Origin of the sequence: Marinovum sp. PR37 (assembly GCF_028807375.1) — a bacterium.
GTDB classification, from domain to species: Bacteria; Pseudomonadota; Alphaproteobacteria; order Rhodobacterales; family Rhodobacteraceae; genus Marinovum; species Marinovum algicola.
Map to the genome: position 1 here is coordinate 60,593 of NZ_JARAML010000019.1, position 23,359 is coordinate 83,951.

General features: G+C 65.9%; 27 protein-coding genes. 18 read left to right on the forward strand and 9 right to left on the reverse strand.

The annotated features are described in order from the left end of the window. Nucleotides 1-46: 46 nt before the first annotated feature. Entirely contained in the window at nucleotides 47-1,078 is a 1,032-nt protein-coding gene (locus PVW49_RS15760; RefSeq protein ID WP_074838358.1) for a LacI family DNA-binding transcriptional regulator, read from the reverse strand. Between the two features lie 169 nt (nucleotides 1,079-1,247). Then, nucleotides 1,248-2,198: a transaldolase gene (gene tal / locus PVW49_RS15765; protein WP_274591007.1), complete on the reverse strand. Its 951-nt coding sequence runs from the start codon at nucleotides 2,196-2,198 to the stop codon at nucleotides 1,248-1,250. A 314-nt stretch (nucleotides 2,199-2,512) separates the two neighbouring features. On the opposite strand from tal, the gene PVW49_RS15770 reads away from it, so the two are divergent. Beyond that, a complete protein-coding gene (locus PVW49_RS15770; protein WP_048535938.1) occupies nucleotides 2,513-3,256 on the forward strand; it encodes a FadR/GntR family transcriptional regulator in 744 nt (247 codons plus the stop codon). 6 nt (nucleotides 3,257-3,262) lie between these two features. On the opposite strand, the gene PVW49_RS15775 is transcribed toward PVW49_RS15770, so the two are convergent. Genes PVW49_RS15775 through PVW49_RS15795 form a run of 5 tightly spaced genes read right to left on the reverse strand, consistent with a single transcriptional unit; the run spans nucleotide 3,263 to nucleotide 6,068 of the window. After that, nucleotides 3,263-4,201: a cell envelope integrity protein TolA gene (locus tag PVW49_RS15775; protein WP_274591008.1), complete on the reverse strand. Its 939-nt coding sequence runs from the start codon at nucleotides 4,199-4,201 to the stop codon at nucleotides 3,263-3,265. After that, nucleotides 4,198-4,587: an ExbD/TolR family protein gene (locus PVW49_RS15780; RefSeq protein ID WP_274563928.1), complete on the reverse strand. Its 390-nt coding sequence runs from the start codon at nucleotides 4,585-4,587 to the stop codon at nucleotides 4,198-4,200. The genes PVW49_RS15775 and PVW49_RS15780 overlap by 4 nt, the downstream gene beginning before the upstream one ends. Further along, nucleotides 4,584-4,970 (reverse strand): ExbD/TolR family protein, encoded by a 387-nt coding sequence (locus PVW49_RS15785; protein WP_274591009.1) that lies wholly within the window; start codon nucleotides 4,968-4,970, stop codon nucleotides 4,584-4,586. The genes PVW49_RS15780 and PVW49_RS15785 overlap by 4 nt, the downstream gene beginning before the upstream one ends. Beyond that, nucleotides 4,963-5,625, reverse strand: coding sequence for a MotA/TolQ/ExbB proton channel family protein (locus tag PVW49_RS15790; protein ID WP_274591010.1), 663 nt, complete (start codon nucleotides 5,623-5,625; stop codon nucleotides 4,963-4,965). Before PVW49_RS15790 ends, PVW49_RS15785 begins: the two co-directional genes overlap by 8 nt. Continuing rightward, nucleotides 5,622-6,068, reverse strand: a complete 447-nt coding sequence (locus PVW49_RS15795) for a hypothetical protein (protein WP_274591011.1) — start codon at nucleotides 6,066-6,068, stop codon at nucleotides 5,622-5,624. Before PVW49_RS15795 ends, PVW49_RS15790 begins: the two co-directional genes overlap by 4 nt. A gap of 212 nt (nucleotides 6,069-6,280) precedes the next feature. Here PVW49_RS15795 and PVW49_RS15800 point away from each other — a divergent pair, with 212 nt between their 5' ends. Beyond that, entirely contained in the window at nucleotides 6,281-6,571 is a 291-nt protein-coding gene (locus PVW49_RS15800) for a hypothetical protein (protein ID WP_074838339.1), read from the forward strand. Nucleotides 6,572-6,585: 14 nt separating this feature from the next. Here the strand turns inward: PVW49_RS15800 and PVW49_RS15805 are convergent, their stop codons facing one another. After that, nucleotides 6,586-7,236: a L,D-transpeptidase gene (locus PVW49_RS15805; protein WP_074838336.1), complete on the reverse strand. Its 651-nt coding sequence runs from the start codon at nucleotides 7,234-7,236 to the stop codon at nucleotides 6,586-6,588. Between the two features lie 228 nt (nucleotides 7,237-7,464). On the opposite strand from PVW49_RS15805, the gene PVW49_RS15810 reads away from it, so the two are divergent. The 12 genes from PVW49_RS15810 (at nucleotide 7,465) to PVW49_RS15865 (ending at nucleotide 18,613) form a co-directional block, all read left to right on the forward strand. Then, nucleotides 7,465-8,172, forward strand: a complete 708-nt coding sequence (locus tag PVW49_RS15810) for a GntR family transcriptional regulator (protein ID WP_074838335.1) — start codon at nucleotides 7,465-7,467, stop codon at nucleotides 8,170-8,172. Nucleotides 8,173-8,182: 10 nt separating this feature from the next. Further along, nucleotides 8,183-9,292 (forward strand): Gfo/Idh/MocA family protein, encoded by a 1,110-nt coding sequence (locus tag PVW49_RS15815; RefSeq protein ID WP_274591012.1) that lies wholly within the window; start codon nucleotides 8,183-8,185, stop codon nucleotides 9,290-9,292. A gap of 69 nt (nucleotides 9,293-9,361) precedes the next feature. Then, nucleotides 9,362-10,516 (forward strand): LLM class flavin-dependent oxidoreductase, encoded by a 1,155-nt coding sequence (locus PVW49_RS15820; protein ID WP_074838329.1) that lies wholly within the window; start codon nucleotides 9,362-9,364, stop codon nucleotides 10,514-10,516. Next, nucleotides 10,516-11,409 (forward strand): aldo/keto reductase, encoded by an 894-nt coding sequence (locus PVW49_RS15825; protein WP_274563941.1) that lies wholly within the window; start codon nucleotides 10,516-10,518, stop codon nucleotides 11,407-11,409. The genes PVW49_RS15820 and PVW49_RS15825 overlap by 1 nt, the downstream gene beginning before the upstream one ends. Beyond that, nucleotides 11,406-11,933 (forward strand): flavin reductase family protein, encoded by a 528-nt coding sequence (locus tag PVW49_RS15830; protein ID WP_274591013.1) that lies wholly within the window; start codon nucleotides 11,406-11,408, stop codon nucleotides 11,931-11,933. The genes PVW49_RS15825 and PVW49_RS15830 overlap by 4 nt, the downstream gene beginning before the upstream one ends. Next, on the forward strand, nucleotides 11,930-12,826 hold the full coding sequence (locus PVW49_RS15835; protein WP_274591014.1) for an alpha/beta hydrolase family protein: 897 nt from the start codon (nucleotides 11,930-11,932) through the stop codon (nucleotides 12,824-12,826). The genes PVW49_RS15830 and PVW49_RS15835 overlap by 4 nt, the downstream gene beginning before the upstream one ends. 67 nt (nucleotides 12,827-12,893) lie before the next feature. Next, the gene (locus tag PVW49_RS15840; RefSeq protein WP_274563946.1) at nucleotides 12,894-13,943 is read left to right on the forward strand and encodes a Gfo/Idh/MocA family protein; all 1,050 of its coding nucleotides are present in this window, start codon (nucleotides 12,894-12,896) and stop codon (nucleotides 13,941-13,943) included. After that, complete coding sequence (locus tag PVW49_RS15845; RefSeq protein ID WP_274563950.1) at nucleotides 13,940-14,062, forward strand: hypothetical protein; 123 nt, start codon at nucleotides 13,940-13,942, stop codon at nucleotides 14,060-14,062. Before PVW49_RS15840 ends, PVW49_RS15845 begins: the two co-directional genes overlap by 4 nt. A 34-nt stretch (nucleotides 14,063-14,096) precedes the next feature. Next, on the forward strand, nucleotides 14,097-15,356 hold the full coding sequence (locus tag PVW49_RS15850; RefSeq protein WP_074838313.1) for an ABC transporter substrate-binding protein: 1,260 nt from the start codon (nucleotides 14,097-14,099) through the stop codon (nucleotides 15,354-15,356). Nucleotides 15,357-15,412: 56 nt separating this feature from the next. After that, a complete protein-coding gene (locus tag PVW49_RS15855; RefSeq protein ID WP_048535958.1) occupies nucleotides 15,413-16,381 on the forward strand; it encodes a carbohydrate ABC transporter permease in 969 nt (322 codons plus the stop codon). A gap of 74 nt (nucleotides 16,382-16,455) precedes the next feature. Next, entirely contained in the window at nucleotides 16,456-17,508 is a 1,053-nt protein-coding gene (locus tag PVW49_RS15860) for a carbohydrate ABC transporter permease (protein ID WP_274591015.1), read from the forward strand. A 25-nt stretch (nucleotides 17,509-17,533) separates the two neighbouring features. Continuing rightward, on the forward strand, nucleotides 17,534-18,613 hold the full coding sequence (locus PVW49_RS15865; protein ID WP_274591016.1) for an ABC transporter ATP-binding protein: 1,080 nt from the start codon (nucleotides 17,534-17,536) through the stop codon (nucleotides 18,611-18,613). A gap of 39 nt (nucleotides 18,614-18,652) precedes the next feature. Here the strand turns inward: PVW49_RS15865 and PVW49_RS15870 are convergent, their stop codons facing one another. After that, nucleotides 18,653-19,189, reverse strand: a complete 537-nt coding sequence (locus PVW49_RS15870) for a peroxiredoxin-like family protein (RefSeq protein ID WP_048535962.1) — start codon at nucleotides 19,187-19,189, stop codon at nucleotides 18,653-18,655. An 87-nt stretch (nucleotides 19,190-19,276) separates the two neighbouring features. On the opposite strand from PVW49_RS15870, the gene PVW49_RS15875 reads away from it, so the two are divergent. The 4 genes from PVW49_RS15875 to PVW49_RS15890 all read left to right on the forward strand — a co-directional run bounded on the left by PVW49_RS15875 (nucleotide 19,277) and on the right by PVW49_RS15890 (nucleotide 23,278). Continuing rightward, nucleotides 19,277-20,020 carry an AraC family transcriptional regulator gene (locus tag PVW49_RS15875; RefSeq protein WP_274591017.1) on the forward strand — a complete coding sequence of 248 codons (744 nt, stop codon included), beginning with the start codon at nucleotides 19,277-19,279 and terminating at the stop codon, nucleotides 20,018-20,020. Between the two features lie 100 nt (nucleotides 20,021-20,120). Then, the gene (locus PVW49_RS15880; protein WP_274563961.1) at nucleotides 20,121-21,230 is read left to right on the forward strand and encodes an LLM class flavin-dependent oxidoreductase; all 1,110 of its coding nucleotides are present in this window, start codon (nucleotides 20,121-20,123) and stop codon (nucleotides 21,228-21,230) included. A gap of 27 nt (nucleotides 21,231-21,257) precedes the next feature. Beyond that, on the forward strand, nucleotides 21,258-22,208 hold the full coding sequence (locus PVW49_RS15885; protein WP_274591018.1) for a p-hydroxyphenylacetate 3-hydroxylase reductase component: 951 nt from the start codon (nucleotides 21,258-21,260) through the stop codon (nucleotides 22,206-22,208). A 146-nt stretch (nucleotides 22,209-22,354) separates the two neighbouring features. Next, nucleotides 22,355-23,278 carry a LysR family transcriptional regulator gene (locus PVW49_RS15890; protein WP_274563965.1) on the forward strand — a complete coding sequence of 308 codons (924 nt, stop codon included), beginning with the start codon at nucleotides 22,355-22,357 and terminating at the stop codon, nucleotides 23,276-23,278. Nucleotides 23,279-23,359 lie beyond the last annotated feature (81 nt).

Sequence of the window (23,359 nt, forward strand, 5' to 3'; positions counted from 1 at the left end):
TTATAATTTCCGCACCGCGGCGCGAACTTTCTGCACTGCGGCAATCTCAGGCGGAGTCGCGCATCACCAGTCGGCCTTCAAAAAGTGTTTCGGCGCGGGGCTCGGTCAGCGCGCCGTTCTCGATCACGTTGAACAGGGTTTCGACGCTGCGGTCGGCGATGGCGGCATAATCCTGCGCGATGGTTGTCATCGGCGGGCAGGTGAACTGGGAGAAAGGATGGTCGTCCATGCCGGCGATGCGCAGGGTGCACTCGGGGCCGCGGCCGACCTTGACGCCTTTGGCATAGGCGGCCGCAATCAGGCCGATGGCCAGCCGGTCGTTGTTGCACAGCACGGTGTCGGTGGCAAAGCCGCCGCGTTCGATCAACGCGCCGCCGCCGTCGAAGCCGATCTGTTCGAAGTTCCAGCCCTGGCCGTCCACGCGCACGATCTCGGGCGTCTGGCCAAGCGATTCCATCGCCGCGACATAGCCGGCGCGGCGGCGGTTGGCGTTCGGGTTAACCGGGTTCCGCATCTCGAAATACACCGGCGGCTGGCCGCTACGGCACAGATAATCCACCATCAATCGCAGAACCTGGGCGTGGTCGGAGCCGACAAAGGCGGCGCCGGTGGCATCCAGATAGCTGTCGAAGAGGACCGTCGGGACATCGGCGCAGAAGCGTTTGATATGGTCGTGATCCGACGGCCGGCCCAGCGCCGCCAGCAGCACGCCGGCCGGTTTCAGAAGCCGCAGGGAATCGAGAATGGCATTTTCCTGCGCCTGTTCGCCGTGCGAGCTGAACAGCAGCGGAAAGAATCCGGCGTCGATGCAGCGCCGTTCGAGATTGCGGGCGATTTCGGCAAAGAACGGATCGGCCAGATAGGGCACGACGATGCCGATGTTCTTGGTCAGCCGCCGGTTCTGGTTCATTGCAAAGATGTTGGGGCGGTATTCGTAGCGTTCGAGCGCCTCTTCGATCCGCGCCCTTGTCGATTTGCGGACGCTGCCGGGATCGTGGAAATACTTTGAAACCGTCGGCCTTGAAATGCCGCTGACCTCGGCAAATTCCTCCATGTTCCTGATTTTGCGCCCCGCCATACGGTGTTCTTTCTTTTTGGGCGCGCGGTGCCGTGACCGGTGTCAAACGGCGAAATGGCCCGCTGTGGGCCATTTCTTTGCGCGCGATAGGATTTTTCTTACGGTAGGCCGGCGAAACCTCCCGGTCAAGAAGTTAGACTCATGCGCGCGTCAAGTGGGATCGGCCCGGTCAGGCCGCGTTCAGCCGTTCCGAGACCAGTTTGATCAGCTTCTTGTGGTCGACATCGAACTTGCGGATGCCTTCGGCAAGCTTTTCGGTTGCCATGGCATCGGCGTTAAGCTCCCAGCGGAAGATGGCCTCATCCATGGTCACCGTCGCCAGGCCGCTGGCATTGTCGGGCGACAGGATGCGCGGAAGTTCGGCCTCGTCACGGTCGAGCTCGTCGAGCAGCGCCGGAGCAATCGTCAGGTTATCGCAGCCCGCCAGCGCCTTGATCTGGCCGACATTGCGGAAAGACGCGCCCATGACCACCGTCTCGATGCCGTTCGACTTGTAGTAATCGTAGATGGCGCGGACCGATTTCACGCCTGGATCCTCTTCGGGCTTGTAGCTGTCGCGGCCCTCGGCCTTCTTGTACCAATCGGTGATCCGCCCGACGAAGGGTGAGATCAGAAAGGCGCCGGCATCGGCACAGGCCACCGCCTGCGCCATGCAGAAGAGCAGCGTCAGGTTGCAGTCGATACCTTCCTTTTGAAGTGTCTCGGCGGCGCGAATGCCCTCCCAGGTTGAGGCCAGCTTGATCAGGATGCGTTCCTTGCCAATGCCGCGCGCCTCGTAATCGGCGATAATCTCGTGGGCGCGCTTGACCGAGGCCTCGGTGTCGAACGACAGGCAGGCATCGACCTCGGTACTCACCCGGCCCGGCACCAGCTCGGTCAGTTGGGCGCCGATCGCGACGGTCAGCTTGTCGGCCACCGCTTCGGCCGAAAGACCGGCCTTGCGGCCCGCTTCGATTTCTTCGCGCACCAGCGCTTCGGAGCCGGGATCGCTCAGCGCGTTGAGCACGAGCGAGGGGTTGGTGGTGCAATCCACCGGCTCCCAGGTCTTTGCCGCCTCCACGTCGCCGGTGTCGGCGACCACGGTGGTCATCTTCCTGAGCTGGTCCAAAACGCTGGTCATTCTGTGTCTCCTGATGAACATTCTGCGCCGCGTGGCGCTGTCCCGCGTGACCTAGCGCATCTTGCAGCCTGGCGAAATGCAGATCTGCGGCTGCGGGGCAAGAACACCCGTCGCGAAAAAATGACGCGTGTCAAAAATAGAACGCACGCGACTAAAATTTGTGTGCCCTGTATCGCGATCGGTGATCGGCCCGGAGGCCGTGTTATAGCGCATGGCAGCGCTAACAATGGGATCGCCCTCGTGCCTGACCCTCATTTGATCTTCTTCGATCCGCCGCCCTGCGCGGACGCGGCGCGCGCGCCGGGGGGCCGCACATGCAGCTGAGTGAGAAGCGCGCCGCGGTCGCGATGCAGGACCGGCCCGGCATCCGCTCGTCGCTGCCCACCGGCACCACGCGCGAGATCGTCGAGACGCTTGGCCGGCGCATTGCCAATGGGTTTTATGCGGTGGGCGAGGTGATCCCCAAGGAGGATCAGCTTGCGGCCTCGCTCGGGGTGAGCCGTACCACGGTGCGCGACGCGATCAAGGTGCTGTCGGGCAAGAGCCTGGTGCGGACCGCGCGGCGCTATGGCACGCGGGTGCAGCCGGTGGATGACTGGAACCTGCTGGACCCGGATGTCCTGGCCTGGCACGAGCCGGCGCACCCGAGGTTTCAGGCGATCTTTGTCGAGGCGATGGAGCTGCGCCGGATGATCGAGCCCGAGGCGGCGGCGCTGGCGGCGGTCAGGGCCAGCCCGGCGCAGCGCCGCGCGATCCTCGAGGCGGCCGAGGCCTTTGCCCAGGCACGGGGCGAGGTTGCGCTGCTCTTTGCCGCCGATTGCCGGTTTCACACTGCGGTGATCGCGGCCACCGGCAACCTGATGATGCGCCAGTTGAGCCCGACAATCGTGGCGATGATCCAGGTTGCTTATGATCATGGCGAGACCCGGATCCGCTATGGCGCCAATCTTGGGGTGCCGCATGTGGCCGCCGCGCTGGCGATCCGCGATGGCGATGCCGATGTGGCCCGGCGGCGGATGTCGGCGATGCTCTATCCCGATTTCCTCGGCACCGGCTGAGCGGGTCTACCGACCCTGAATGGTGATCCTGAAGCTTCGCTGCGCCCCGGCGGGCGGTTTCGGAAACGGCACGGCGCGGCGGATCTGGCGCAGGGCGGCACGGTCGAGATCGGCGTTGCCGGAGCTCTTTGCCAGCGACAGCGCCGCCAGCCTGCCGCTGGAGGAAATGGTGAAGGCGACCACCGCCGCGCCGCTGGCGTTTGCCCTGACCCGACCGACCTGCGCCACGCGGCGCATCACTTGTCCGGGATAATTGCTGGCCGCCGCATTGCCCGCCGTGGGGCTTTTTTGGCCGCGGTCGCTGCTCTGTGCCTTGGCGCCCGCCGTGCCGGTGGCGGCGCCGGCGCGCTTTGGCGGGCCGCCGGCCTTGGGCGGCGCGGCCCGGGCCGGTTGCCGGACGTCGCGGTGCGGCTCGGCCCGGTGCTCGGCTTCGAAGGCGGCGCTGCGTTGCCGGGGCCGCAGGCTGCGGCGGGGCCGGGCGCTGTCGGGGTCGGTGGCCACCACGGTTTCCTGTGGCGGCGCATCCGGCACGATGGTGGGCCGTGGCGCTTCGGCCACCGGTGCGGCGGGGGGCGCCGCCATGCTTGGGGTGGCGGTCCGCAAGGGCACGGGGGCCGCGGAGGACGGCGCGGCGGGCAGAGCCCTTGCCGCCGGGGGTGTCGAGCTCGCGCGGGGCGGCGTCTTGGCCTTGGCGATCTCCGGCGGTGGAGCCAATTGCCGGGCCTTGGTGCGGGTGGCCGGGCGGGCGGCGGCGGTGGCGGGTCTGGCCTGTAAGGTGCCGGCGCTGACGTCGGCAAAGGCGGTGCCCAGCCGCACCTCGGCCACGCCGCCGGCGCCTTCGGTCGCGAGGGGGGGCTCTGGCAGCAACACGACCGCCAGCGCCGCATGCGCCGCCACCGCGCCGCAACAGGCCAGCGCCTTGATCAGCGGCGACGAGGCGATCATTCCAGCCCCCGTTCGGTGTCGATCACCACCCGGGCCGCGCCGGCCGCCTGCACGGCGCGGCCCAGTGCGACCAGATTTGCCGCCGGCAGGTCGCGGTCTGGCAGGAGACGGGCGACGGGCCGCATTTCCTGCGGCAGATCGGCAAGAAAGGCGGATGGGCTGGCGACGGGGATGCCCTGCCAGGACAGGCGCCCGTCGGCATGGATCACCAGCGCGTCGGCCGGGGCGCGGCCTTCGAGATCGGCGGTGCGCACCAAGGTCAGCCCGGGGTCGAGCGGACGGGCCAGGGTGCCGGCGACAAGGAAAAAGATCAGCATCAGAAAGACGATGTTGATCAGCGCGATGGTGGGTTCGCGGGGCCGACGGGGACGGGCGAGGCGGATCATGACGCCCCCAGCACGGTCACTCGGGCCCCGGGCACCCGCCGCAGCACAGCCAGAAGATCGGTCAGCCGCTGCGCCGTGACCGCGCCGTCGAGCGCGACCAGCACCGGCAGCTCTGCCGCCGCCTCCGGCTGATTGTCGCGCAGCAAGTCGGGCAGCGTGGAGAGGTCCTGCGGCCTGCCGTTGAGCGACAAAGCGACGGGCGACAGGCGCAGGAAAAGCGGGCGGGTGGCATCGGGGGTAGAGCCGGCGCCTCCGGTGGCAAGGTCGATCTCGGCGAACCGGGTGAAGGTCGAGCTCAGCATGAAGAACAGCAGCAACAGGAAAATCACATCGATGAGCGAAGTCATCGACAGCCTCCGCCGCCGCCGCGCCTGCCTAAGCATGGGTCGGCTGCGCCTCGGATTGCGACAGGGCGGAGCGATCAACGGCCGGCCCGGCGGGTGCGAGGATGGTGCGCAGGGCGCGCTGCGCAAAGACGCGCTCGCCATCCATCCGCGCCTCGAGCCAGCTCAGAACCAGCGCGGTCGGCATCGCCACCGCCAGCCCCACCGCTGTGGTCAGCAGCGCCACCCAGATGCCGCCGGCAAGGATCGACGGATCGACTTGGGCGCCGGCCTCTTGCAGCGCCTGAAAGGCCGAGATCATCCCCAGAACGGTGCCGAACAGCCCCAGAAGCGGCGCAAGCTGCGCCACGCTGTCGAGCAGGCGAAAGCCGCTTTCGAGCCGGGCGAAACGTGCCTCGGCCTCGGCCTCGAGCCGTGCCGGATCGGCCTGCCCGGACAAGGCCATTTCGATCACCGGCCTGAGATAGCTGCGCGAGCGTTGCAGGGCGGCGCCGGCCTTTGCGCCGTCGCCGGCATCCCAGGCGGTAACCGCCTCTTGCAAGGCGCGGTGACTGCCGACGCGGGCGGCGGCGAATTGCCAGAGCTTGTAGAGCACCACGGTCAGCACCAGCACCGAAAGCGCGCCGAGGATCAACACCACCGGCCCGCCCAGATCGGCGATCCGGGACAGCGCTTCGGCCAGGGTGGCGATCATCCCAGAAGCTCCACGGCGGTGCGGCTGCTGAGCAGCAGCCCGTCCTCGCAGGCCCCCTCGGCCAGACCGGCGCCGGTGCAGGTCTCGGCGCCGTTGAACAGCACCCGGCCCAGCGCCTCGCAGGCCAGGTCCGGCACCACGAACTGTCGTACCCGGGGCCGCGCGGCGGGCAAGGTGCCGAAATCGAACAGCGTCAGCCGTTCGACCCGCCCTTGGCTGTCGAACAGCACCGCCTCGAAGACCGCCTGGGTGATATCGGCGTCATGGCCGTTCTGGATCAGGAAGCTCATCTGGCAGGCGCCGTCGAGGCTGTCGAGCGCGTTCAACTCGACGGAAAGCGCGGCGCCCTGCTCCTCTTGCGCCAGCACCGGCGTGGCGGTCATCAGGGCGGCACTGAGCGCGAGGCCGCGCGGGGCAAGGTGTTTCAACGGCCAGAGTCCCATTGGCTACTCCCATTGGCGTGACGGTCCCGGCGGCAGAGTACCGCCTGCGCCGAGAATGACCAGTGCCGCCGTCCGCGCCGCCCGAAACGGGCCGGAACATGCGCAGCCTTGGCGCAACGTCGTGGCAGTCTGGCGTCAATCCGGCAACTCGGCCATTGGCTTTCGCGGCGGTTTGGTGTCAATCTCCGGCAAAATCAACAAGGATATCATTGATGAGGCCACATCTTTTCGCCCTGCCATCCGCGCTTTTCCTGCTTGCCGCCTGCGAGCCGACGGGCTCTACCGCGCGCCGGGTTGCCGTCATGCCGCTGCCGGAATCGGTGCGCGCCATCGCCGCGCCGGGCCAAGACCTTTCGACCGCCTATTTGCGGTCTTCCGACGGCTGTTACTGGTATCGCTACGACGGCCCGGTCGAGACCACCGACCTGCCGCTGCGCTCGACCGGCGGCGCGCTGATCTGCACGCGCCGCGAAAAGCCGGCGGATCCGGCCACCACGAGCTGAGGCCGGGGGCGGGGTCAGCTCGTGGCTGTGACCCCGTCTTCGGTGGCGTAGAGATAGGCGGTCACACCGGTTTCGACATTGGGGTAGAGGTCGATGATGTGCGCCATCACCATGCGCACGCAGCCCGAGCTTGCCCGGCCGCCGATCGATTGCGGCAGCGGCGTGCCGTGAATCCGCAGATAGGTGTCGCGATTGCCGACAAAGAGATAAAGCGCGCGCGCGCCCAGCGGGTTGCGCGGGCCCGGCGGCTGGCCGTCGGCCCATTTCAGATAGCGCTCCGGCTCGCGGGCGATCATCGCGTCGGTGGGCCGCCAGCCTGGCCATTTCGCCTTGCGGCGGATGGTGTAGGTGCCCGGCTCGTAAAGATCGCCCTTGGCGATTGCCACGCCATACCGCATCGCGGTGCCGTCGTCGCCGATGTGATAGAGATAGCGCGCCACCGCATCGACGTGGATGTCGCCCGGCGTCAGGCCTTCCTTGTGCGAGACCTGCGTCGGCAGAAGCCGGGGATGCAGCCCCCAGGGGTTTGTGGTTGCCGGATCATAATCGGCCGGCGTCACCTGTGCATCCCAAGTGGCCCATTTGGACGATTGCGCTTGGGCGGCCAGCGGCGCGGAAAAGAGCGCGGCGCTGCTGGTGGCAATGAAATGGCGTCTGGTCAGCATCGTCGGGTCACATCCTTTGATCGGTCACAGCCCTGCATGGCACGGGTGCAAGAGGGAATGAAGCCGCACAGAGTGTTTTTGCGGGCGGCGGAGCACTAGGGTAGCATCTAAGACGCGACAGCGCGAAGGCAAACTGCACGCGCACGGGGGTGAAAAGCCGTTTGCGCTTCCCCGGCTTCGGTGTAAAGCAATTGCAGATCAATTTGCCGCAGCCGGGGAGGGCGAGGCGTGACGACAGACCGGCCCACGACACAGGCCCTGCCGCTCTATCTTCAGATCAGCGAGGTGCTGCTGCGCGACATCGCCGCCGGGCGGCTTGTGGATGGCGAGCGTCTGCCGCCGGAACGCGATATGGCGCGCCAGCATGCCACCAGCGTTACCACCCTGCGCAAGGCGCTGGCCGAACTCGAATCCAAGGGGCTGCTGGAGCGGATCCAGGGCTCTGGCAACTACATCCGCGCCGGGCAGGGCAAGGCGATCCCCGGCGAATATTCAATGTTCCGGCTGGAGCTGCGCACCGGGGGCGGTTTGCCCACCACGCAGCTGATCGCGGTCGACGCGCTGCGCAAGGATCACGATTGGGGCACCGCGTCCGAGGCCAGCCGGGTCCGGCGGCTGCGCTTCATCGATGGCCGGCCTGTCGCTGTCGAGGAGATCTGGCTCGATGCCGATTCCGGCCGCGTCGAGGCGGCGCAGCTTTCCGATTCGCTGTACCGTTATTACCGGCTGCGGCTGGGACTCTGGATCACCCGCGCCGAAGACCGGGTCACGATTGATAGGGTGCCGGATTGGGCGCCGGCTGCCTTTGGCCCCGCGCCGGGCAGCGTCACCGGCTATATTGAACGCTACTCGTGGGGTCGCGGCTCCGAGCCGGTGGAATTTTCCCGCACCTGGTTCGACACCAGGGTGGCGCATTACGTGCAGCGCATGACATGAGGAGACTTACATGACGACGACCCGCTATGGTGTCATCGGATGTGGCATGATGGGCCAGGAACACCTGCGCAACATCGCGCTTTTGCCAGAGGCCGAGGTGGCCGCGATATTCGAGCCCGACCCCGCCATGGCCGCAGCGGCGCAGGCGCTGGCGCCGGGGGCGGTGATGGCCGAGAGCGTCGAGGCGCTGCTGGCCGAGCCGGAGCTCGACTGCCTGCTGATCGCCAGCCCGAATTTCCGCCATGTCGAGCAGATGGAGCGCATCGCTGCCACCAAGCCGCTGCCGCTGCTGGTGGAAAAGCCGCTGTTTACCGATCCCGCCCATCAGCCACGGATCGAGGCGCTGATGGCGCGCTATCCGGCGCCGGTCTGGGTGGCGATGGAATATCGTTACATGCCGCCGATCGCCGCACTGCTGGCCGAGGTCGAACAGGCCACCGGCGGAGTCAGGATGCTGACGATCCGCGAACATCGCTTTCCCTTCCTGCACAAGGTCGGCGCCTGGAACCGTTTCAACCGCTACACCGGCGGCACCTTCGTCGAGAAATGCTGCCATTTCTTCGACCTGATGCGGCATATCCTGAAATCCGAGCCGGTGCGCATCATGGCCTCGGGCGGGCAGGCGGTGAACCACATGGACGAAGACTATGAGGGCCAGCGCCCCGACATCGCCGACCATGGCTATGTCATCGTCGAGTTCGCCAGCGGCGTGCGGGCCATGCTCGAACTGTGCATGTTCGCCGAGGGTGCGCGCTATCAGGAGGAGGTGGTGGCCGTCGGCCCGATGGGCAAGATCGAGGCGCTGGTGCCCGGCCCAGGCCGGTTCTGGCCGGCCGATCTGGGGGCGCCGCCGGTGCCGCAGCTGATCGTCAGCCCGCGTCAGCCGAAAGGGCCGGAGACGCGCGAGATCCCCGTCGATCCGACGCTGCTCGAGGCGGGCGATCACAACGGCTCGACCTATTTTCAGCATCTGGAGTTCCTGCACCTGGTGCGCGGCACGCGGACCGCCCCGGATGTCAGCCTGCGGGACGGGCTGATCTCGGTGCTGATGGGGCAGGCGGCGCAGGAGTCGATGGCCACCGGAAAAGCCGTGGATCTGAGACTGTCGACGGAAAATTGATACACCATTGATGTATGTGCCGTGCTGCGCTAGATTCAGCGCAGCACATGCCATCGGAGTCCTGACCAAATGACCATCGTTCCGGTAACCTCGGCCGATCTCGACGCCGCAGAAGTTTCGTGGTTCGCCGCGCTCTGCGCCGACGATTACCGCTTTCTGGGCCAGCCCGACGGTGATCTGCGCTCGAGCTGGGAGCATTGCTCGAACATTCTCAGGACCGCCGAGGCCAATGGGTTTCGCAACATCCTCTGTCCCTCGTCCTATCAGGTGGGGCAGGACACGCTGAGCTTTGTCGCCGGCTGCGCCCCGATCACCGAACGGATCAACATGCTGGCCGCTGTGCGCTGTGGCGAGATGCAGCCGATCATGCTGGCGCGGACGCTGGCGACGCTGGATCACATGCTGAAGGGGCGGCTGACGGTCAATATCATCTCGTCCGACTTTCCCGGCCAGCGCGAGGACAGCAAGTACCGCTACAGGCGCAGCCATGAGGTCGTGGAGATCCTCAAGCAGGCCTGGACCCGGGACGAGATCAATTATGATGGCGAGATCTACAAGTTCGAGGGCCTCACCGCCGACCCGGCCAAACCCTATCAGACCGGCGGCCCGCTGCTCTATTTCGGCGGCTATTCCCCCGACGCGCTGGAGCTCTGCGGCAAGCATTGCGACGTCTATCTGATGTGGCCGGAAAAGCAGGAGGATCTGGCGGAGCGCATGAAAGCCGTGCATGCCGTCGCCGAACGCCATGGCCGCACGCTGGATTACGGGTTGCGGGTGCATATGATCGTGCGCGAGACCGAGGCCGAGGCCCGCGAGTATGCCGATCACCTGGTCAGCAAGCTGGACGACGAATACGGCCGGCTGATCCGCGAACGGGCGCATGACAGCATCTCGCTCGGCGTTTCGCATCAGGCGCGTGCCCGCGAGCTGGCCGACCAGTTCGGCTATGTCGAGCCCAACCTCTGGACCGGTATCGGCCGGGCGCGCTCGGGTTGCGGCGCGGCGCTGGTGGGTTCGGTCGATCAGGTGATGACCAAGATCGAGAGCTACAAGAAAATGGGCATGCGCAGCTTCATCTTTTCGGGCTACCCGCATCTCGACGAATGCAAATATTTTGGCGAGCTGGTGATGCCACATCTCAAGACCTGCTCGCTGCCGCATGAATATGGCCGCGTGCCAGAGACAACGCCGCCGACGCCGCTGGGCGCAGGAGAAAGAAAATAATGCAACGTGTGAGCCTGAGCGGCCAGATGGAAATGTCGCGCCTTGTCTATGGCATGTGGCGGGTGGCGGATGACGCCGATACCTCGCCGGGCCATGTACAGGCCAAGTTGGAGGCCTGTCTCGAACAGGGCATCACCACCGTCGACCAGGCCGATATCTATGGCGATTACGGCGCCGAGGAAGTGCTGGGCGCGGCGCTCAAGGCGGCGCCGGGGCTGCGCGACCGGATCGAGATCGTGACCAAATGCGACATCATCGCGCCGATCGGCAAGTACAGCGACCGGCGGGTGAAATACTATGACACCTCGGCGGCGCATATCACCGCCTCGGTCGAGGCCTCGCTGGCCAATATGGCCACCGATCACATCGACCTGCTGCTGATCCACCGGCCCGATCCCTTCATGGATCACCATGAGACCGGCGGCGCGCTCGACGGGCTCGTGGCCTCGGGCAAGGTGCGCCATGTGGGCGTATCGAACTTTCGCCTGAACGACTGGACGCTGCTGCAATCGGCGATGACCGTGCCGCTGGTGACCAACCAGATCGAGGCCAGCGTGCTCTGCCCCGCACCTTTCCTCGAGGGCGAGATCGCCTGGATGCAGGAGCGTGGCATTCATCCGATGGCCTGGTCGCCGCTGGCCGGCGGGCAATTGTTCTCCGACGCGGGCAAGACCATGCGCCGGCTGCTCGAGCGGATTGCCGGCGAGCAGGGCGCCGATGTCAGCGCGGTGGCGGTGGCCTGGCTCCTGGCGCATCCGGCGGGGCTCTTGCCGGTGCTGGGCACCAACAACCTCGACCGCATCCGCGCGCTGTCGCGGGCCACCGAGATCGAGATCGACCGCGAGACCTGGTTCGAGATCCTCACCGCCGCCATGGGAAAGGAAGTGCCATGAGCCTTCAGGAAAAGATGACCCATTTCGTGCCCGGCGCGCGATTGGGAGAAGCCGAGAGCCGCAGCCTGCGCGGCGCGCTGTCGCGCTTTGGCACCGGGGTGGCGATTGTCACCACGCAGGGCGCGGACGGCCCGGTGGGCATGACGGTCAACAGCTTCTCGTCGGTGTCGCTCGATCCGCCGCTGGTGCTCTGGTCGGCGGCGCGGGCCTCGCGGCGCTATCCGCATTTCGCCAAGGCCTCGCATATGGCGATCCATGTGCTCGGTGCGGATCAGCTCGAGCTTTGTCAGGCCTTTGCCGCCTCGGCGCATGCCTTTGACACCGCCGACTGGCACATGGGCGCGGATGATCTGCCGGTGCTCAAGGGCTGTCTGGCACGGTTCGATTGCGCGGCCTATGCCGAATATGACGGCGGCGATCACGGTATCCTTGTCGCCCGCGTGCTGCGCGCCACCATTGGGGAGGGCGCCCCGCTCCTCTGCTACCAGAGCCGCTTCGGCCGTTTCGATCCCGAGGGCAGATGACGGCCAGCGCGCTTTCCGACAGGCTTGCGACATTGCTCGGCCCGCGATTTTCGCAGGCCGGGCCGCCGCATGTCAGGGTCCTGGAAACGCGCGACCATCACGGCTGGTTGCTCGAAGATCTGAGCTTCGACTTTGCCGGCGAAACCGCACCGGCGTGGTTCCTGCGCCCGCCCTCGGGCCAGGTGCCGGCGGTGCTCTACGCCCATGCCCATGGCAACAATTACGCGCTCGGCCGGGATGAGCTGATCGCGGGACGCGGGTCGCTGCAAGGCGCCTTCGGGGCCGATCTGGTGGCGCAGGGCATTGCCGCGCTCTGCATCGAGATGCCGGGGTTCGCGGCGCGGCGGTCGCCGCCTGAATCGGCCCGTGCCAAGGCGGCGCTCTGGCGTGGCGAAACGCTCTGGGGGCAGATGTTGGCAGAGCAACGTGCCGGGGTGGATTTCCTCGCCGGGCATGCACAGGTGGAGGAGACCCGCATCGGCGCGATGGGGTTTTCCATGGGCTGCACGCTGGCCTGGTGGCTGGCGGCGCTCGATCCGCGGATTCGCGCCACCAGCGCGCTTTGCTGTTTTGCCGATATTGGCGAGCTGGTGCGGCTCGGAGCGCATGATCTGCACGGCGATTTCATGACCGTGCCGGGCCTGCTGGCCACGGCGCGCAGCGGCGAGATCGCCGGGCTGATCGCGCCGCGCGCCTTGCAGATCGCCATTGGCGCGCAGGATCCGCTGACCCCGCCCACGGCGTTCGACATCGCGCGGGCAGATCTGACCGCGGCTTTTGCCGGCACCGAGGCGGCGCTGCGCTTTCACATCGAGCCGGAGGACGGTCACCGCGAAACCCCGGCAATGCGTCTGGCTGTGCTCGATTTTCTGCGCCGCGAGCTGGCCGCGTGAGGGCGCGTTTGACAAAGCGCCCGGGGGTGTGTGTGACTGGCCTCGACCAGAAGAGGCGGCGGATGTCATGACCCAAGAAAAGACGTTCCAGGTGGCGCTGATCGGGGCCGGCATGGTGGCTCGAACCCATGTCGCGGCGCTGGCCGAGTCCAAGGCGGTCACCCTGCGCGGCATCGCCTCGCGCAGCGGCACAAGCGCCGCAAAACTGGCCGAAACCGCTGCCGAGCTGACCGGAGACGCGGTGCGGAGCTATGGCTCGGTGGCCGAGGTCGCCGCCGATCCTGCGGTGGATTTCGCGGTGATCGTCACCCCGCCGGATGCCCGCGCCACGCTGATCCGGCCGCTGGCCGCGGCGGGCAAACATATCCTGCTGGAAAAGCCGGTCGCCCGCACTGCCGCCGAGGCGCGCGAGGTGGTGGCTATCGCCCGCGCCGCCGGGGTGTGGCTGGGTCTGGTGTTCCAGCACCGGATGCGCGCGGCCTCGCGCAAGGCGGCGGAACTGGTCGCCTCGGGCGCGCTGGGTACGCTGGGGCTGGTCGAGATCGCGGTGCCCTGGTGGCGCGATCAGAGTTATTACGACGAGCCGGGGCGCGGCACCTATGCCCGCGATGGCGGCGGCGTTCTGATCAATCAGGCGATCCATAGCATCGACCTGGCGCTCAGCCTCACCGGACCGGTACGGAGGGTGCGGGCGATGGCACGGACCTCGCGGTTTCACGACATGGAGGCCGAAGATTTCGTTGTCGCCGGGCTCGAGTTCGACGGCGGCGCCTTTGGTTCCCTGACCGCCAGTACCGGCTGTTTCCCGGGCCGGGCCGAGAGCCTCGGCCTGCATTTCGACCGCGCCAGCCTGCATCTGCATTCCGGTGCACTTCGGGTCGATTGGCGTACCGGCCGGAGCGAGAGCTTTGGCGCGGCGGGCGGCACCGGTGGCCGGGGTGATCCGATGGCCTTTTCCCATGATCTGCATCAGGCGGTGATCGAGGATTTCGCCGCGGCGCTGAGCCAGGGCCGTGCGCCCGTGGCCCCGGGCGAGGCCGGGTTGGCCAGCCAGGATCTGATCGAGGCGATCACCCGGTCGGCGCAAAGCGGCGCGGCGGAGGATCTGGCCGCATGACCCAGCGTTGCATCACAGTGTTCTATGCCTCGGCCTGCAATGGTGGCAGTATCGATCTGCCGCTGAAAGGAACCGCAGAGTTCCATGGCAGCGCACCGCCGGAGACCGTGCAAAATTGACGACCCAACAGGACAATAGGGAGGATCCTGACCAATGAAAAAGACCATTCTGACATCCACCGCGCTGGCCGCCGGCCTTGCCGTCAGCGCAGGCGCCGCCTCGGCGCAGGAAATCCGGTTCATGTGTTATTCCGACGGCAATGAATGCGCCGTCTACGACGATCTTCTGACCCGTTTCGAGGAACAGAACGAAGGCGTCGACGTGGTGGTCGACGAGGTGCCCTATCAGGCCATCGTTGAGAACCTGCCGGTGCAGCTGGCCGCCGGCACCGGCCCGGATATCGCCAAGATCACCGACACCGGGGGCCTCAACGAATACTACCTCGATCTCGCGCCGCATGTGGACACCGGCTATTGGGACGAGGCTTTTGGCGAGACACTGAACTGGTATCGCGTCGGCGACCGGGACGGCTATTACGGCATGCACTCCCAGCTCACCATCACCGGGCCTTTCGTCAATGCCACGCTGTTTGAACAGGCCGGCGTCGAGATGCCGGGCGCGGGCGCGACCTGGGAAGACTGGGCCGCGGCGGCCACCAAGGTGGCCGAGGCGACCGACGCTGATTTCCCGATGGCGATCGACCGCTCGGGCCACCGCGTGGCCGGGCCGGCGGTGTCTTATGGCGCCAAGCTGGTCGAGGACGGCACCGGCACCTTCGAGGGCTTCGGCCCCTTCGCCGAGGCCTTTGTCGGCTGGAACGAGGACGGCACCATGGCACGCGATGTCTGGGCCAGCCAGGGCGGGGCGACCTATGCCGATGCGGCCCAGGAATTCATCAACGGCGAGGTGGTGTTCTACTACTCCGGCTCCTGGCAAGTCGGCCGGATGGATGAACAGGTGGGCGACTTCTTCGACTGGAAAGTCGTCGGCTCGCCCTGTGGTCCGGCCGGTCCCTGCTCGGGCATGCCCGGCGGCGCCGGCATCGTCGGCTTCGAGCAGACCGAGCATCCCGAGATCGTCGCCAAGGTGATCGATTTCCTCGCCCAGGAAGACATCTATGCCGAAGCCGCGGCCCGCACCCGCAACCTGCCGGCGCATCTCGGCGTCGCCCAGACCGGTGTCGAGTTCGAAGGCGCCACCCCGGCGGCGCAGGCGGCCCTGACCGCCTTTGCGGCCGATCTGCCCAACGTGGCGCCCGAGGCCTTTGCCTATCAGGGCTATTCCGGCAACCGCGCGATGTACGGCATCACCGTCGAGCGCCTGAGCCAGGCCATCGTCGGCGAGCTGAGCGTCGAAGAGGCGCTGGCGCGGATGAACGACGACCTCGAAGCCGCCATGAGCGAAGCGCAATAAGCGCATGGCCCCTCGCGCCGGGCGCGGGGGGCACCTATCGAGGGTCGGGGGGACATATGCTGCGGATCATCACGCCCGTCATGCGGGTCATCGAGATACCGATGCTGGCGCTTCAGCGCCTGCTGGGGATCAACCGGCTGGCTTGGGTCTTCCTGGCGCCGAACCTGATCCTGTTCGGGCTGTTTGCCTTTCTCCCGGTCATTCTCAACATCTTCTACGCCACCACGGGCAGCGACAATGTGCTGCTCTCGGACCGGCCCTATGTCGGGGCCCGCAACTTCGTCACGCTGACCGATTGCGGCAATTACCTCGACGCCAATTCCTGCCGCGAGGACAAGTTCTGGCGGGCGGTGTGGAACACGTTGTGGTTTGTCACGCTGCAAGTGGGGTTCATGGTGGGGTTTGCCCTGCTGACCGCGCTGATCCTCAATCGCGACATTCGCGCGCGCGGTTTCTTCCGGTCGGTGTTCTTCTTTCCGGTGCTGCTGTCGCCGGTGGTGGTGGCGCTGATCTGGAAGTGGATTCTGCAACGCGAGGGCGTGCTCAACGCCTTTCTCGACTGGACCGGCGTCGGCGGGGTCAACTGGCTGGTGCAGGCCGATTGGGCCTTCGGCTGGTCGGTCTTCATCTCGGTCTGGGCGCATATGGGCTTTTACACGCTGATCCTTCTGGCGGGCCTTCAGGCGATCCCGCGCGACGTCTACGAGGCGGCGATCATGGATCGCGCCTCGGCCTGGCGGACCTTTCGCCGGATCACCCTGCCTTTGCTGGCGCCGACCATGCTGGTGGTGCTGGTGCTGGCGCTGATCAAGGGGGTTCAGACCTTTGACGAGATCTACGCCTTTACCGGCGGCGGGCCGGGCACGGCGACCACCTTCATCATCCAGTACATTTACGAAGAGGGCTTTGCCGGCGCGCCGCGTCTGTTCGGCCTTGCCGCCGCCGCCTCGCTTCTGGTGGCCGGGGTGCTGGTGGTGCTGACGCTGATCCAGCTTTGGGTGAACCGGAGGAATGTAAATGGGTGAGCTGACATCAGCCAGGAAGGCGCGCCGGGCGCTCCGCCCGAAATCCAGCGGCCCCAATCAACAGAGGCAGCGCAATGTCTAGACTCTGGTCCTTTCTCACCGCAACGCGCGGCCGCGACCGGCTGCACTGGACCGATTGGGTGTCTTACGGCTACCTGATCTTCGGTGTGCTCCTGATGTTCGGCCCGGTGGTCTGGCTGGTGCTGTCGAGCTTCAAGTCACCCAACGAGCTTGACCGGTTTCCGCCGCGCTTCCTGCCATATGCGCAGGAAACCCTCGAAATCGAAGGCTTCGACTCGCCGCTTCTGGCCTTCATCGTCACCGAGGGCGAATTGACCGGCGAGGTCGTGGGCCAGACCCGCCGCGCCGCCGGCCGCGCCGAGGTGGTCCTGCCCGCCGATCCCGAGACCCGCATCCGCATTCCCGCCAACACGCTGGCACCGATCGAGGATGTGGCCTTTGCCACCGAGAACTACACCTCGCTGTTCGAACGGTTCAACTTCCTGCAATTCTTCTGGAATTCCACCTTCATCACGGTCATGGCCACGGCGCTGATGCTGCTGGTGAATTCCATGGCGGCCTTTGTCCTGTCGAAATACGAGTTTCGCGGGCGCACCGCCGTGCTGCTCCTTGTCATCGGCACGCTGATGATCCCTCAGACCGTGGTGCTGGTGCCGCTGTTCCTGATCGTCACGGAAATGGGCATGTTCAATTCGCTCTGGGGTGTCATCATCCCGGGCGCGGCGACACCGACCGGAGTGTTCCTGCTCAGGCAATACATGATCACCATCCCCGACGAGATCCTCGATGCCGCGCGCATGGACAAGGCCAGCGAATGGAAGATCTTCTGGCGGATCATCGTGCCGCTTTCGGCGCCCGCCATCGCGGTATTGGCGATCCTCGCGATCATGTGGCGCTGGAACGATTTCCTCTGGCCGCTGATCGTGCTGACACGGACCGAGAACTTCACCCTGCAACTGGCGCTCAATTCCTTTCAAGGCGAGTTGCAGACCGACTGGCCCAGCCTGCTGGCGATGACGGTGCTGACGCTTTTGCCAATCGCCTGCGTCTTCATGTTCCTACAGAAATACATCGCCACCGGTATCGCCTCGACAGGCGGCAAGTGACGGCTGGACAACAGAAAGGGCTCAGATGGCCAGGGTCGAACTGAAAAACGTCAAGAAATCCTACGGCGTGGCCGAGGTGATCAAGGGCATCGATCTCGATATTGCCCACGGCGAATTCTGCGTCTTTGTCGGGCCGTCGGGCTGCGGCAAGTCCACGCTCTTGCGGATGATTTCCGGGCTCGAGCCGATCACCGGCGGCGATATCCGCATCGGCGACGAGGTGGTCAACCGCGTGCCCGCCGCCGACCGGGGGCTGGCCATGGTGTTCCAGTCCTATGCGCTCTACCCACATATGTCGGTGCGCCAGAACCTGTCTTTCGGGCTTGAAAACATCAACACACCCCGCGCCGAGATCGAACGCAAGGTGGGCGAGGTGGCGAAGATGCTGCAAATCGACATGCTGCTCGACCGCCGCCCCAAGGACCTCTCGGGCGGCCAGCGCCAACGGGTGGCCATCGGCCGGGCGGTGGTGCGCGAGCCCAAGGTGTTCCTGTTCGATGAGCCGCTGTCGAACCTCGACGCGGAGCTGCGCGTCGAAATGCGCGGCGAGATCGTGGCTCTGCACCGGCGGCTTCAGAACTCGATGATCTATGTCACCCACGATCAGGTCGAAGCCATGACAATGGCCGACAAGATCGCGGTGCTGCGGCTTGGCCGGCTGGAACAATTCGGCCGCCCGCTCGATCTCTACAACCGGCCCGACAATCTCTTTGTCGCCGGGTTCATCGGCTCGCCCAAGATGAACTTCATCCGCGGTCGGGTGTCCGGGAGCGACCGCACCGTGATGGAGCTCGAGACCGGCGAACGCCTGACTCTGCCAGAGAACGGGTTTGCCCAGCAGCCGGGCGAGGCGGTGACGCTTGGCATCCGGCCCAACCAGCTGCGTGCCGGCGAGGACGGGCCGATCGCGCTCGAGGTGGCGACGATCGAGCAGCTGGGCGGCGATTCCTATCTGTATGGCAAGCTGCGCAACGGCACGGGGATCACCCTGCATCTGGCCGGCCAGACCTCGGTGCGGATCGGCGAGGTGATCGCGATCACGCCCGAGATCGAGGCCGTGCACCTCTTCGACAGCGAGACCGAGCGGAGCCTGCGCCTCGCGTGAGATGCGGCCGGGGCAGGTGGGCTGCCCCGGCCCCTGACATCAGACCGCGCCGGTATATTCGCCGCGCGCCGGGTAGTCCTTTTCGATGGCGAAGTCGACCGCCTTGACCAGCTCGGCGAAATGCGGCCGGACAAAGGGCATGGTCTGCACCGAGCCGTAATACAGCGTCTGGCCCGGCGAGACGAGGAACAGGCCGGGCTCCGAGAACAGCGGCGGCTCTTCGATGCCGATCGATGTCTTGCCCTTGGAGGTCGAGATATAGAGGCCCCAGTCCCGCGCCTTGGCGAGCGAAAGGTCATAGCCAAAGCGCAGGGTGTCGGCGCCGATCTTGTCTGCCATCAGACGCGCGCGATCCTCGCCGTCCGAGCTGATGGCGATGGTGTTGACGCCGCGCTCGGCGAAATCGGCAACGCGCTTTTGCAGCTCGGTCAGGTAATTGGCGCAGATCGGACAATGCAGCCCGCGGTAGAAACAGATCACCGTGCCACGTTCGGACACCTCGGTAGAGAGGTCGAAATTGCCGTGGTCGAGGGTGGGAACGGAAAGGTCGGGCGTTTTCTTGCGGGGGATGAGCATGGATTTTCTCTTGTTGATTTCGGTCTGCTGGGTGTATTTCAGAAGGTGTTGTCACAAGACTCCCAAAAAACCGACCGAAACGCCGAAATGTCCCGTCATGACCGTCTGACCACCTTGATCTCGCGCTTCACCCTGGAGGTGCATCCGGCGCCGCCGGAGGCGGCGACGCTGGTGGTTCTGGAGGATGCGCAGGGCCGCCCCTGCAAGGCGCTCTTTCAGCCGCGCGCTGCCGGGTTCGAACTGGGCGCGGCACGCGCGGTGGTGGCCGCGAGGGTCGATTGGGGCGGCATTTCCAACCCGCTGGTTTCGGCCCTGCCGGACCGTATCGAGGTGGATCTGACCTGCGACGAAGAGACCATGGCGCTGGCGATGCTGATGAAGGCCGAGATGGAGATGCAGCGTTGCGGCGCGGCCTCGGTGGTGAACCGGCTGGGCGAGGTTCTGGTGGTGCGCATCCTGCGCGGCCAGATCGAGGCCGGCTCGACCCGGCCGGGCGTGCTTGCCGGCCTGTCGGATCCGCGCCTGAGCCGCGCCATCGTTGCCATCCACGACACGCCGGGGCGCAACTGGCGCAACGAAGACCTAGCCGAGATCGCCGGGCTGTCGCGCAGTCGCTTTGCCGAGATGTTCCTGACCTCCGTGGGCGAACCGCCGGCCGCTTATCTGCGCCGCTGGCGGCTGACGTTGGCGCGGCAGGACGTTGACAAGGGGCACCGGGTCGATGCCATCGCGCGGCGCTACGGCTATGGCTCCGCCGAGGGCTTTACCCGCGCCTTCCGCAAGCAGTTCGGTGCGCTGCCGATCAAGCTTCGGCCCCGGCAGGCGGAGTGAGCGAGGGTCATCAGGAAACCCGATAGCAAACATCAGAAACTTTCAGTTTTTCCGCTGGCCTCCCTGCGCCAAAGTGTCGGGGAAGCCAAGGAGACACCTGATGAAACTGTCGTTCTTCACGATGCCGATTCACCCGCTGGGCAAGCCCTTTGCACAGAGCCTTGCCGAAGATCGCGAGGCGTTTCTTCTGGCCGATGAGTTGGGCTATGCCGAGGCCTATTGCGGCGAGCACACCACCGACCAGGCCGAGATCATCACCTCCTGCGTCGCCTTCCTTGCCAGCCTGGCCTATGAGACCAAGCAGATCCGTCTGGGCACCGGCACGGTGAACATGCCAAATTCGCATCCGGCGCGGATCGCCGCCGAGGTGGCGATGCTCGATCACATGCTCGAGGGCCGGCTCAACTTCGGCATTTCGCCCGGCGGGCTGATGTCGGATGCCGAGGCCTTCGGCTCGATCGACAAGGACCGCAACGCCATGTTCGTCGAATGCATCGACATGGTGCTCGACATCTGGAAAGGGCAGGCGCCCTACAACCTCAAGGGCGATTTCTGGGAGGTCTCGACCGAGCGCACCATGATGCCCGAAATTGGCCAGGGCGACATCATGAAGCCCTATCAGGATCCGCATCCGCCCATCGTCGGCACCGCCGTCGCGCCGTTTTCCAAGGGTGTCAGCGCCATGGCCGAACGCGGCTGGCAGCCGATTTCGGGCAATTTCCTGTTGCCGAAATGGGCCGCCACCCATTGGCCGAAATACGTCGAGGGCTGCGAAAAGGCCGGGATCGTGCCGGATTATGCCGACTGGCGCGTCGCCAAGAACATCTGCGTCGCCGATGACAGGGAGACCGCGCGGGCCTATGCGCGCGATCCGGGAAGCCCCTATGTCTATTACTATTCGCAACTGCTGACCAAGATGCGCAAGGGCGGGCGGCTCAACCTCTTCAAGGAAGACCAGAACATGCCCGACGAGGCGGTGACGCTCGATTACGTGCTCGACCGGCTGGTGATCCATGGCGACCCGGAGTCCGTGGCCGACCAGATCCTCGCCCTGCGGGAAGAGACCGGGCCGTTCAAGCACCTGGTCTATGCTGGCCACGACTGGACCGATTACGAGCTTGGCCGCAAGGGCATGATCCTGATGGCGGACAAGGTGCTGCCGATCCTGACCGAAGCCACCAAGGCCGAACCGATCAACGCCGCCGCGTGACGGCCGCGCCCAAACGGGAGAGACGAGATGACCCTGATGATGAAAGAGGCCGCCGCGCCCGCAATCGATCCCAAGGCCTTTCGCCGCGCGCTTGGCAATTTCGCCACGGGGGTCACGATCATCACCGCCCGCGCGCCCGACGGCACCCGGGTCGGGGTCACCGCCTCGAGCTTCAATTCGCTCAGCATGGATCCGCCGCTGATCCTCTGGAGCAGCATGAAGGACGCGAAAAGCTGTGCGATCTTCGAAAGCGCCAGCCATTTCGCCGTGAATATCCTCGCCTCGGATCAGATGGAGATGTCGAACCATTTTGCCCGACGGCAGGAGGACAAATTCGCCGGCGTCGATTTTTCCGACGGGCTTGGCGGCGCGCCGATCTTCGACGGTTGCGCCGGACGGTTCCAATGCGAGACCTATGACAGGCTCGACGGGGGCGATCACTGGATCTTCGTCGGCCGGGTGGTGAAATTCGATGATTTCGGCCGCGCGCCGCTGTGTTTTCACCAAGGCTCTTATGCCATGGTCTTCAATCATCCCGACGCCTTTCCCAAGACCGACACCAGCCCGCAGCCCGACCCGGATCGTGGCCGGATGGGCAAACACGCCTTTTTTCTGATGTTGCGCGCGGTGCGGGCCTATCAGGATCGCTACCGGCCCAAGCTCGAGACCCTGGGGCTCAGCGTGATCGAGGCACGGGTGCTGCTGGTGCTCAAGGATCTTGCCGGGCTGACCGCCGACGAACTGGTGGTGCATCTGCACGCGCCGGTGACCGAGGCGCATGCGGCGCTGGTCAACCTCGAGGATCGCGGCCATGTGACGATGGCGGGCGACAGCTATGAGCTGACCGAAAAGGGCCATGCCAAGGCCGATCAATGCTGGAACGTGGCCGAGGCTCATGCCGAAGAGGCCTTTGCCACCTTCAGCGATGCCGAGCTCGACACGTTCGACACGGTGCTGCGCCGTCTCATCGCGCAATAGCTTTCCGGCTCCCCGTCGCGGGAGCGCACCTCCCGTGGCCGGAAAGTCACCCGGTCCGAGCCTGCTCGGGCCGGGTTGATCTGTTGCGGCTTTCGCGAACCGCGATAAGATGGGTCGCCCGACATCAGAAAACCGGATAGGCACATATGAAGCTGCAACAACTGCGCTACTTCGCGGCGGTCTACGAGCAGGGCTCGTTCTCGGCCGCCGCCGAGAAGGTGAACGCCACGCAGTCGGGCCTTTCGATGCATGTCAGCCAGATCGAAAAGCGCTATGACGTCAAGCTCTTCGAACGCTCGTCCTCGGGGGTCACCCCGACCGAGCTGGGCCGTGCGTTCTATCTTGAGGCGGTCAAGGTGCTGGCCTCGGCGCAGCATGCCGAAGACCGCCTGCACAGCCTGTCGAAATCGGTGGTCGGTCATATTCACGTCGGGTTGATGCCCACCTTTACCCGGGCCGTGCTGACCGCGGTGCTGCTGCGCATGGGGCGGGAATTTCCCGAGGTGCGGGTCTCGATCTCGGAGGCCTATTCCGGCGCGCTGGCTGACGAGGTTGCCGAAGGCCGGCTTGATTTCGCCGTGGTGCCCGCCTCGTTCGAGCTGAACGACGCGCTGTTCGCCAGGCCGATGGGGGATGACCGCGAATGTCTTGTCTATGCGCGCGACCGAGCCTTGCCGGCGCGGGCCGATGGCATCCGCCTGCGCGAGGTGGCGCCGCTCAAGCTGGTGCTGCCGGGGCCGAGCAACGCCCGGCGGCACCGGATCGAGACCTATCTGGCGGTCAACTCCATCGCGATTTCCGACCAGCTCGAGCTTGATACCATGCATGGCACGCTCGATCTGGTGGCCAATTCCGATTGGGTGTCGGTCCTGCCGGGCATTCTCTGCCTGCCGGATCTGGACGGGAAGCGGCGCAAGGTCGTGCCGCTGGCCGATCCGCCTCTGTCGGTGACCTACATGATGATCCGCACCAGGAAACGGCCGCTGTCGCTGGCGGCCGAGAGCTTTTTCAATGTCCTTCAGGAAGAGCTGAACTCCGCCCTGGAGATCCCGCCGATCAGCCGCGGCTGAGACCGGCCGCACCCGCGACAAAGCAGGGACCGGCGTCCCTGCTTCATCTTGTCGGGCAAATGCCGCGGGCCGGGGCAGGGC

Excerpts from the sequence above, each read along its gene's own strand:
- PVW49_RS15845 (WP_274563950.1), top strand. The coding sequence starts at position 13,940 with ATGACCCAGCGTTGCATCACAGTGTTCTATGCCTCGGCCTGCAATGGT.
- PVW49_RS15880 (WP_274563961.1), top strand. The coding sequence starts at position 20,121 with ATGAAACTGTCGTTCTTCACGATGCCGATTCACCCGCTGGGCAAGCCC.
- PVW49_RS15815 (WP_274591012.1), top strand. The coding sequence starts at position 8,183 with ATGACGACGACCCGCTATGGTGTCATCGGATGTGGCATGATGGGCCAG.
- PVW49_RS15890 (WP_274563965.1), top strand. The coding sequence starts at position 22,355 with ATGAAGCTGCAACAACTGCGCTACTTCGCGGCGGTCTACGAGCAGGGC.
- PVW49_RS15760 (WP_074838358.1), bottom strand. The coding sequence starts at position 1,078 with ATGGCGGGGCGCAAAATCAGGAACATGGAGGAATTTGCCGAGGTCAGC.
- PVW49_RS15780 (WP_274563928.1), bottom strand. The coding sequence starts at position 4,587 with ATGATCCGCCTCGCCCGTCCCCGTCGGCCCCGCGAACCCACCATCGCG.
- PVW49_RS15865 (WP_274591016.1), top strand. The coding sequence starts at position 17,534 with ATGGCCAGGGTCGAACTGAAAAACGTCAAGAAATCCTACGGCGTGGCC.
- tal (WP_274591007.1), bottom strand. The coding sequence starts at position 2,198 with ATGACCAGCGTTTTGGACCAGCTCAGGAAGATGACCACCGTGGTCGCC.
- PVW49_RS15840 (WP_274563946.1), top strand. The coding sequence starts at position 12,894 with ATGACCCAAGAAAAGACGTTCCAGGTGGCGCTGATCGGGGCCGGCATG.
- PVW49_RS15795 (WP_274591011.1), bottom strand. The coding sequence starts at position 6,068 with ATGGGACTCTGGCCGTTGAAACACCTTGCCCCGCGCGGCCTCGCGCTC.
- PVW49_RS15825 (WP_274563941.1), top strand. The coding sequence starts at position 10,516 with ATGCAACGTGTGAGCCTGAGCGGCCAGATGGAAATGTCGCGCCTTGTC.
- PVW49_RS15775 (WP_274591008.1), bottom strand. The coding sequence starts at position 4,201 with ATGATCGCCTCGTCGCCGCTGATCAAGGCGCTGGCCTGTTGCGGCGCG.
- PVW49_RS15855 (WP_048535958.1), top strand. The coding sequence starts at position 15,413 with ATGCTGCGGATCATCACGCCCGTCATGCGGGTCATCGAGATACCGATG.
- PVW49_RS15785 (WP_274591009.1), bottom strand. The coding sequence starts at position 4,970 with ATGCTTAGGCAGGCGCGGCGGCGGCGGAGGCTGTCGATGACTTCGCTC.
- PVW49_RS15885 (WP_274591018.1), top strand. The coding sequence starts at position 21,258 with ATGACCCTGATGATGAAAGAGGCCGCCGCGCCCGCAATCGATCCCAAG.
- PVW49_RS15790 (WP_274591010.1), bottom strand. The coding sequence starts at position 5,625 with ATGATCGCCACCCTGGCCGAAGCGCTGTCCCGGATCGCCGATCTGGGC.
- PVW49_RS15860 (WP_274591015.1), top strand. The coding sequence starts at position 16,456 with ATGTCTAGACTCTGGTCCTTTCTCACCGCAACGCGCGGCCGCGACCGG.
- PVW49_RS15770 (WP_048535938.1), top strand. The coding sequence starts at position 2,513 with ATGCAGCTGAGTGAGAAGCGCGCCGCGGTCGCGATGCAGGACCGGCCC.
- PVW49_RS15870 (WP_048535962.1), bottom strand. The coding sequence starts at position 19,189 with ATGCTCATCCCCCGCAAGAAAACGCCCGACCTTTCCGTTCCCACCCTC.
- PVW49_RS15820 (WP_074838329.1), top strand. The coding sequence starts at position 9,362 with ATGACCATCGTTCCGGTAACCTCGGCCGATCTCGACGCCGCAGAAGTT.
- PVW49_RS15875 (WP_274591017.1), top strand. The coding sequence starts at position 19,277 with ATGTCCCGTCATGACCGTCTGACCACCTTGATCTCGCGCTTCACCCTG.
- PVW49_RS15800 (WP_074838339.1), top strand. The coding sequence starts at position 6,281 with ATGAGGCCACATCTTTTCGCCCTGCCATCCGCGCTTTTCCTGCTTGCC.
- PVW49_RS15835 (WP_274591014.1), top strand. The coding sequence starts at position 11,930 with ATGACGGCCAGCGCGCTTTCCGACAGGCTTGCGACATTGCTCGGCCCG.
- PVW49_RS15830 (WP_274591013.1), top strand. The coding sequence starts at position 11,406 with ATGAGCCTTCAGGAAAAGATGACCCATTTCGTGCCCGGCGCGCGATTG.
- PVW49_RS15850 (WP_074838313.1), top strand. The coding sequence starts at position 14,097 with ATGAAAAAGACCATTCTGACATCCACCGCGCTGGCCGCCGGCCTTGCC.
- PVW49_RS15805 (WP_074838336.1), bottom strand. The coding sequence starts at position 7,236 with ATGCTGACCAGACGCCATTTCATTGCCACCAGCAGCGCCGCGCTCTTT.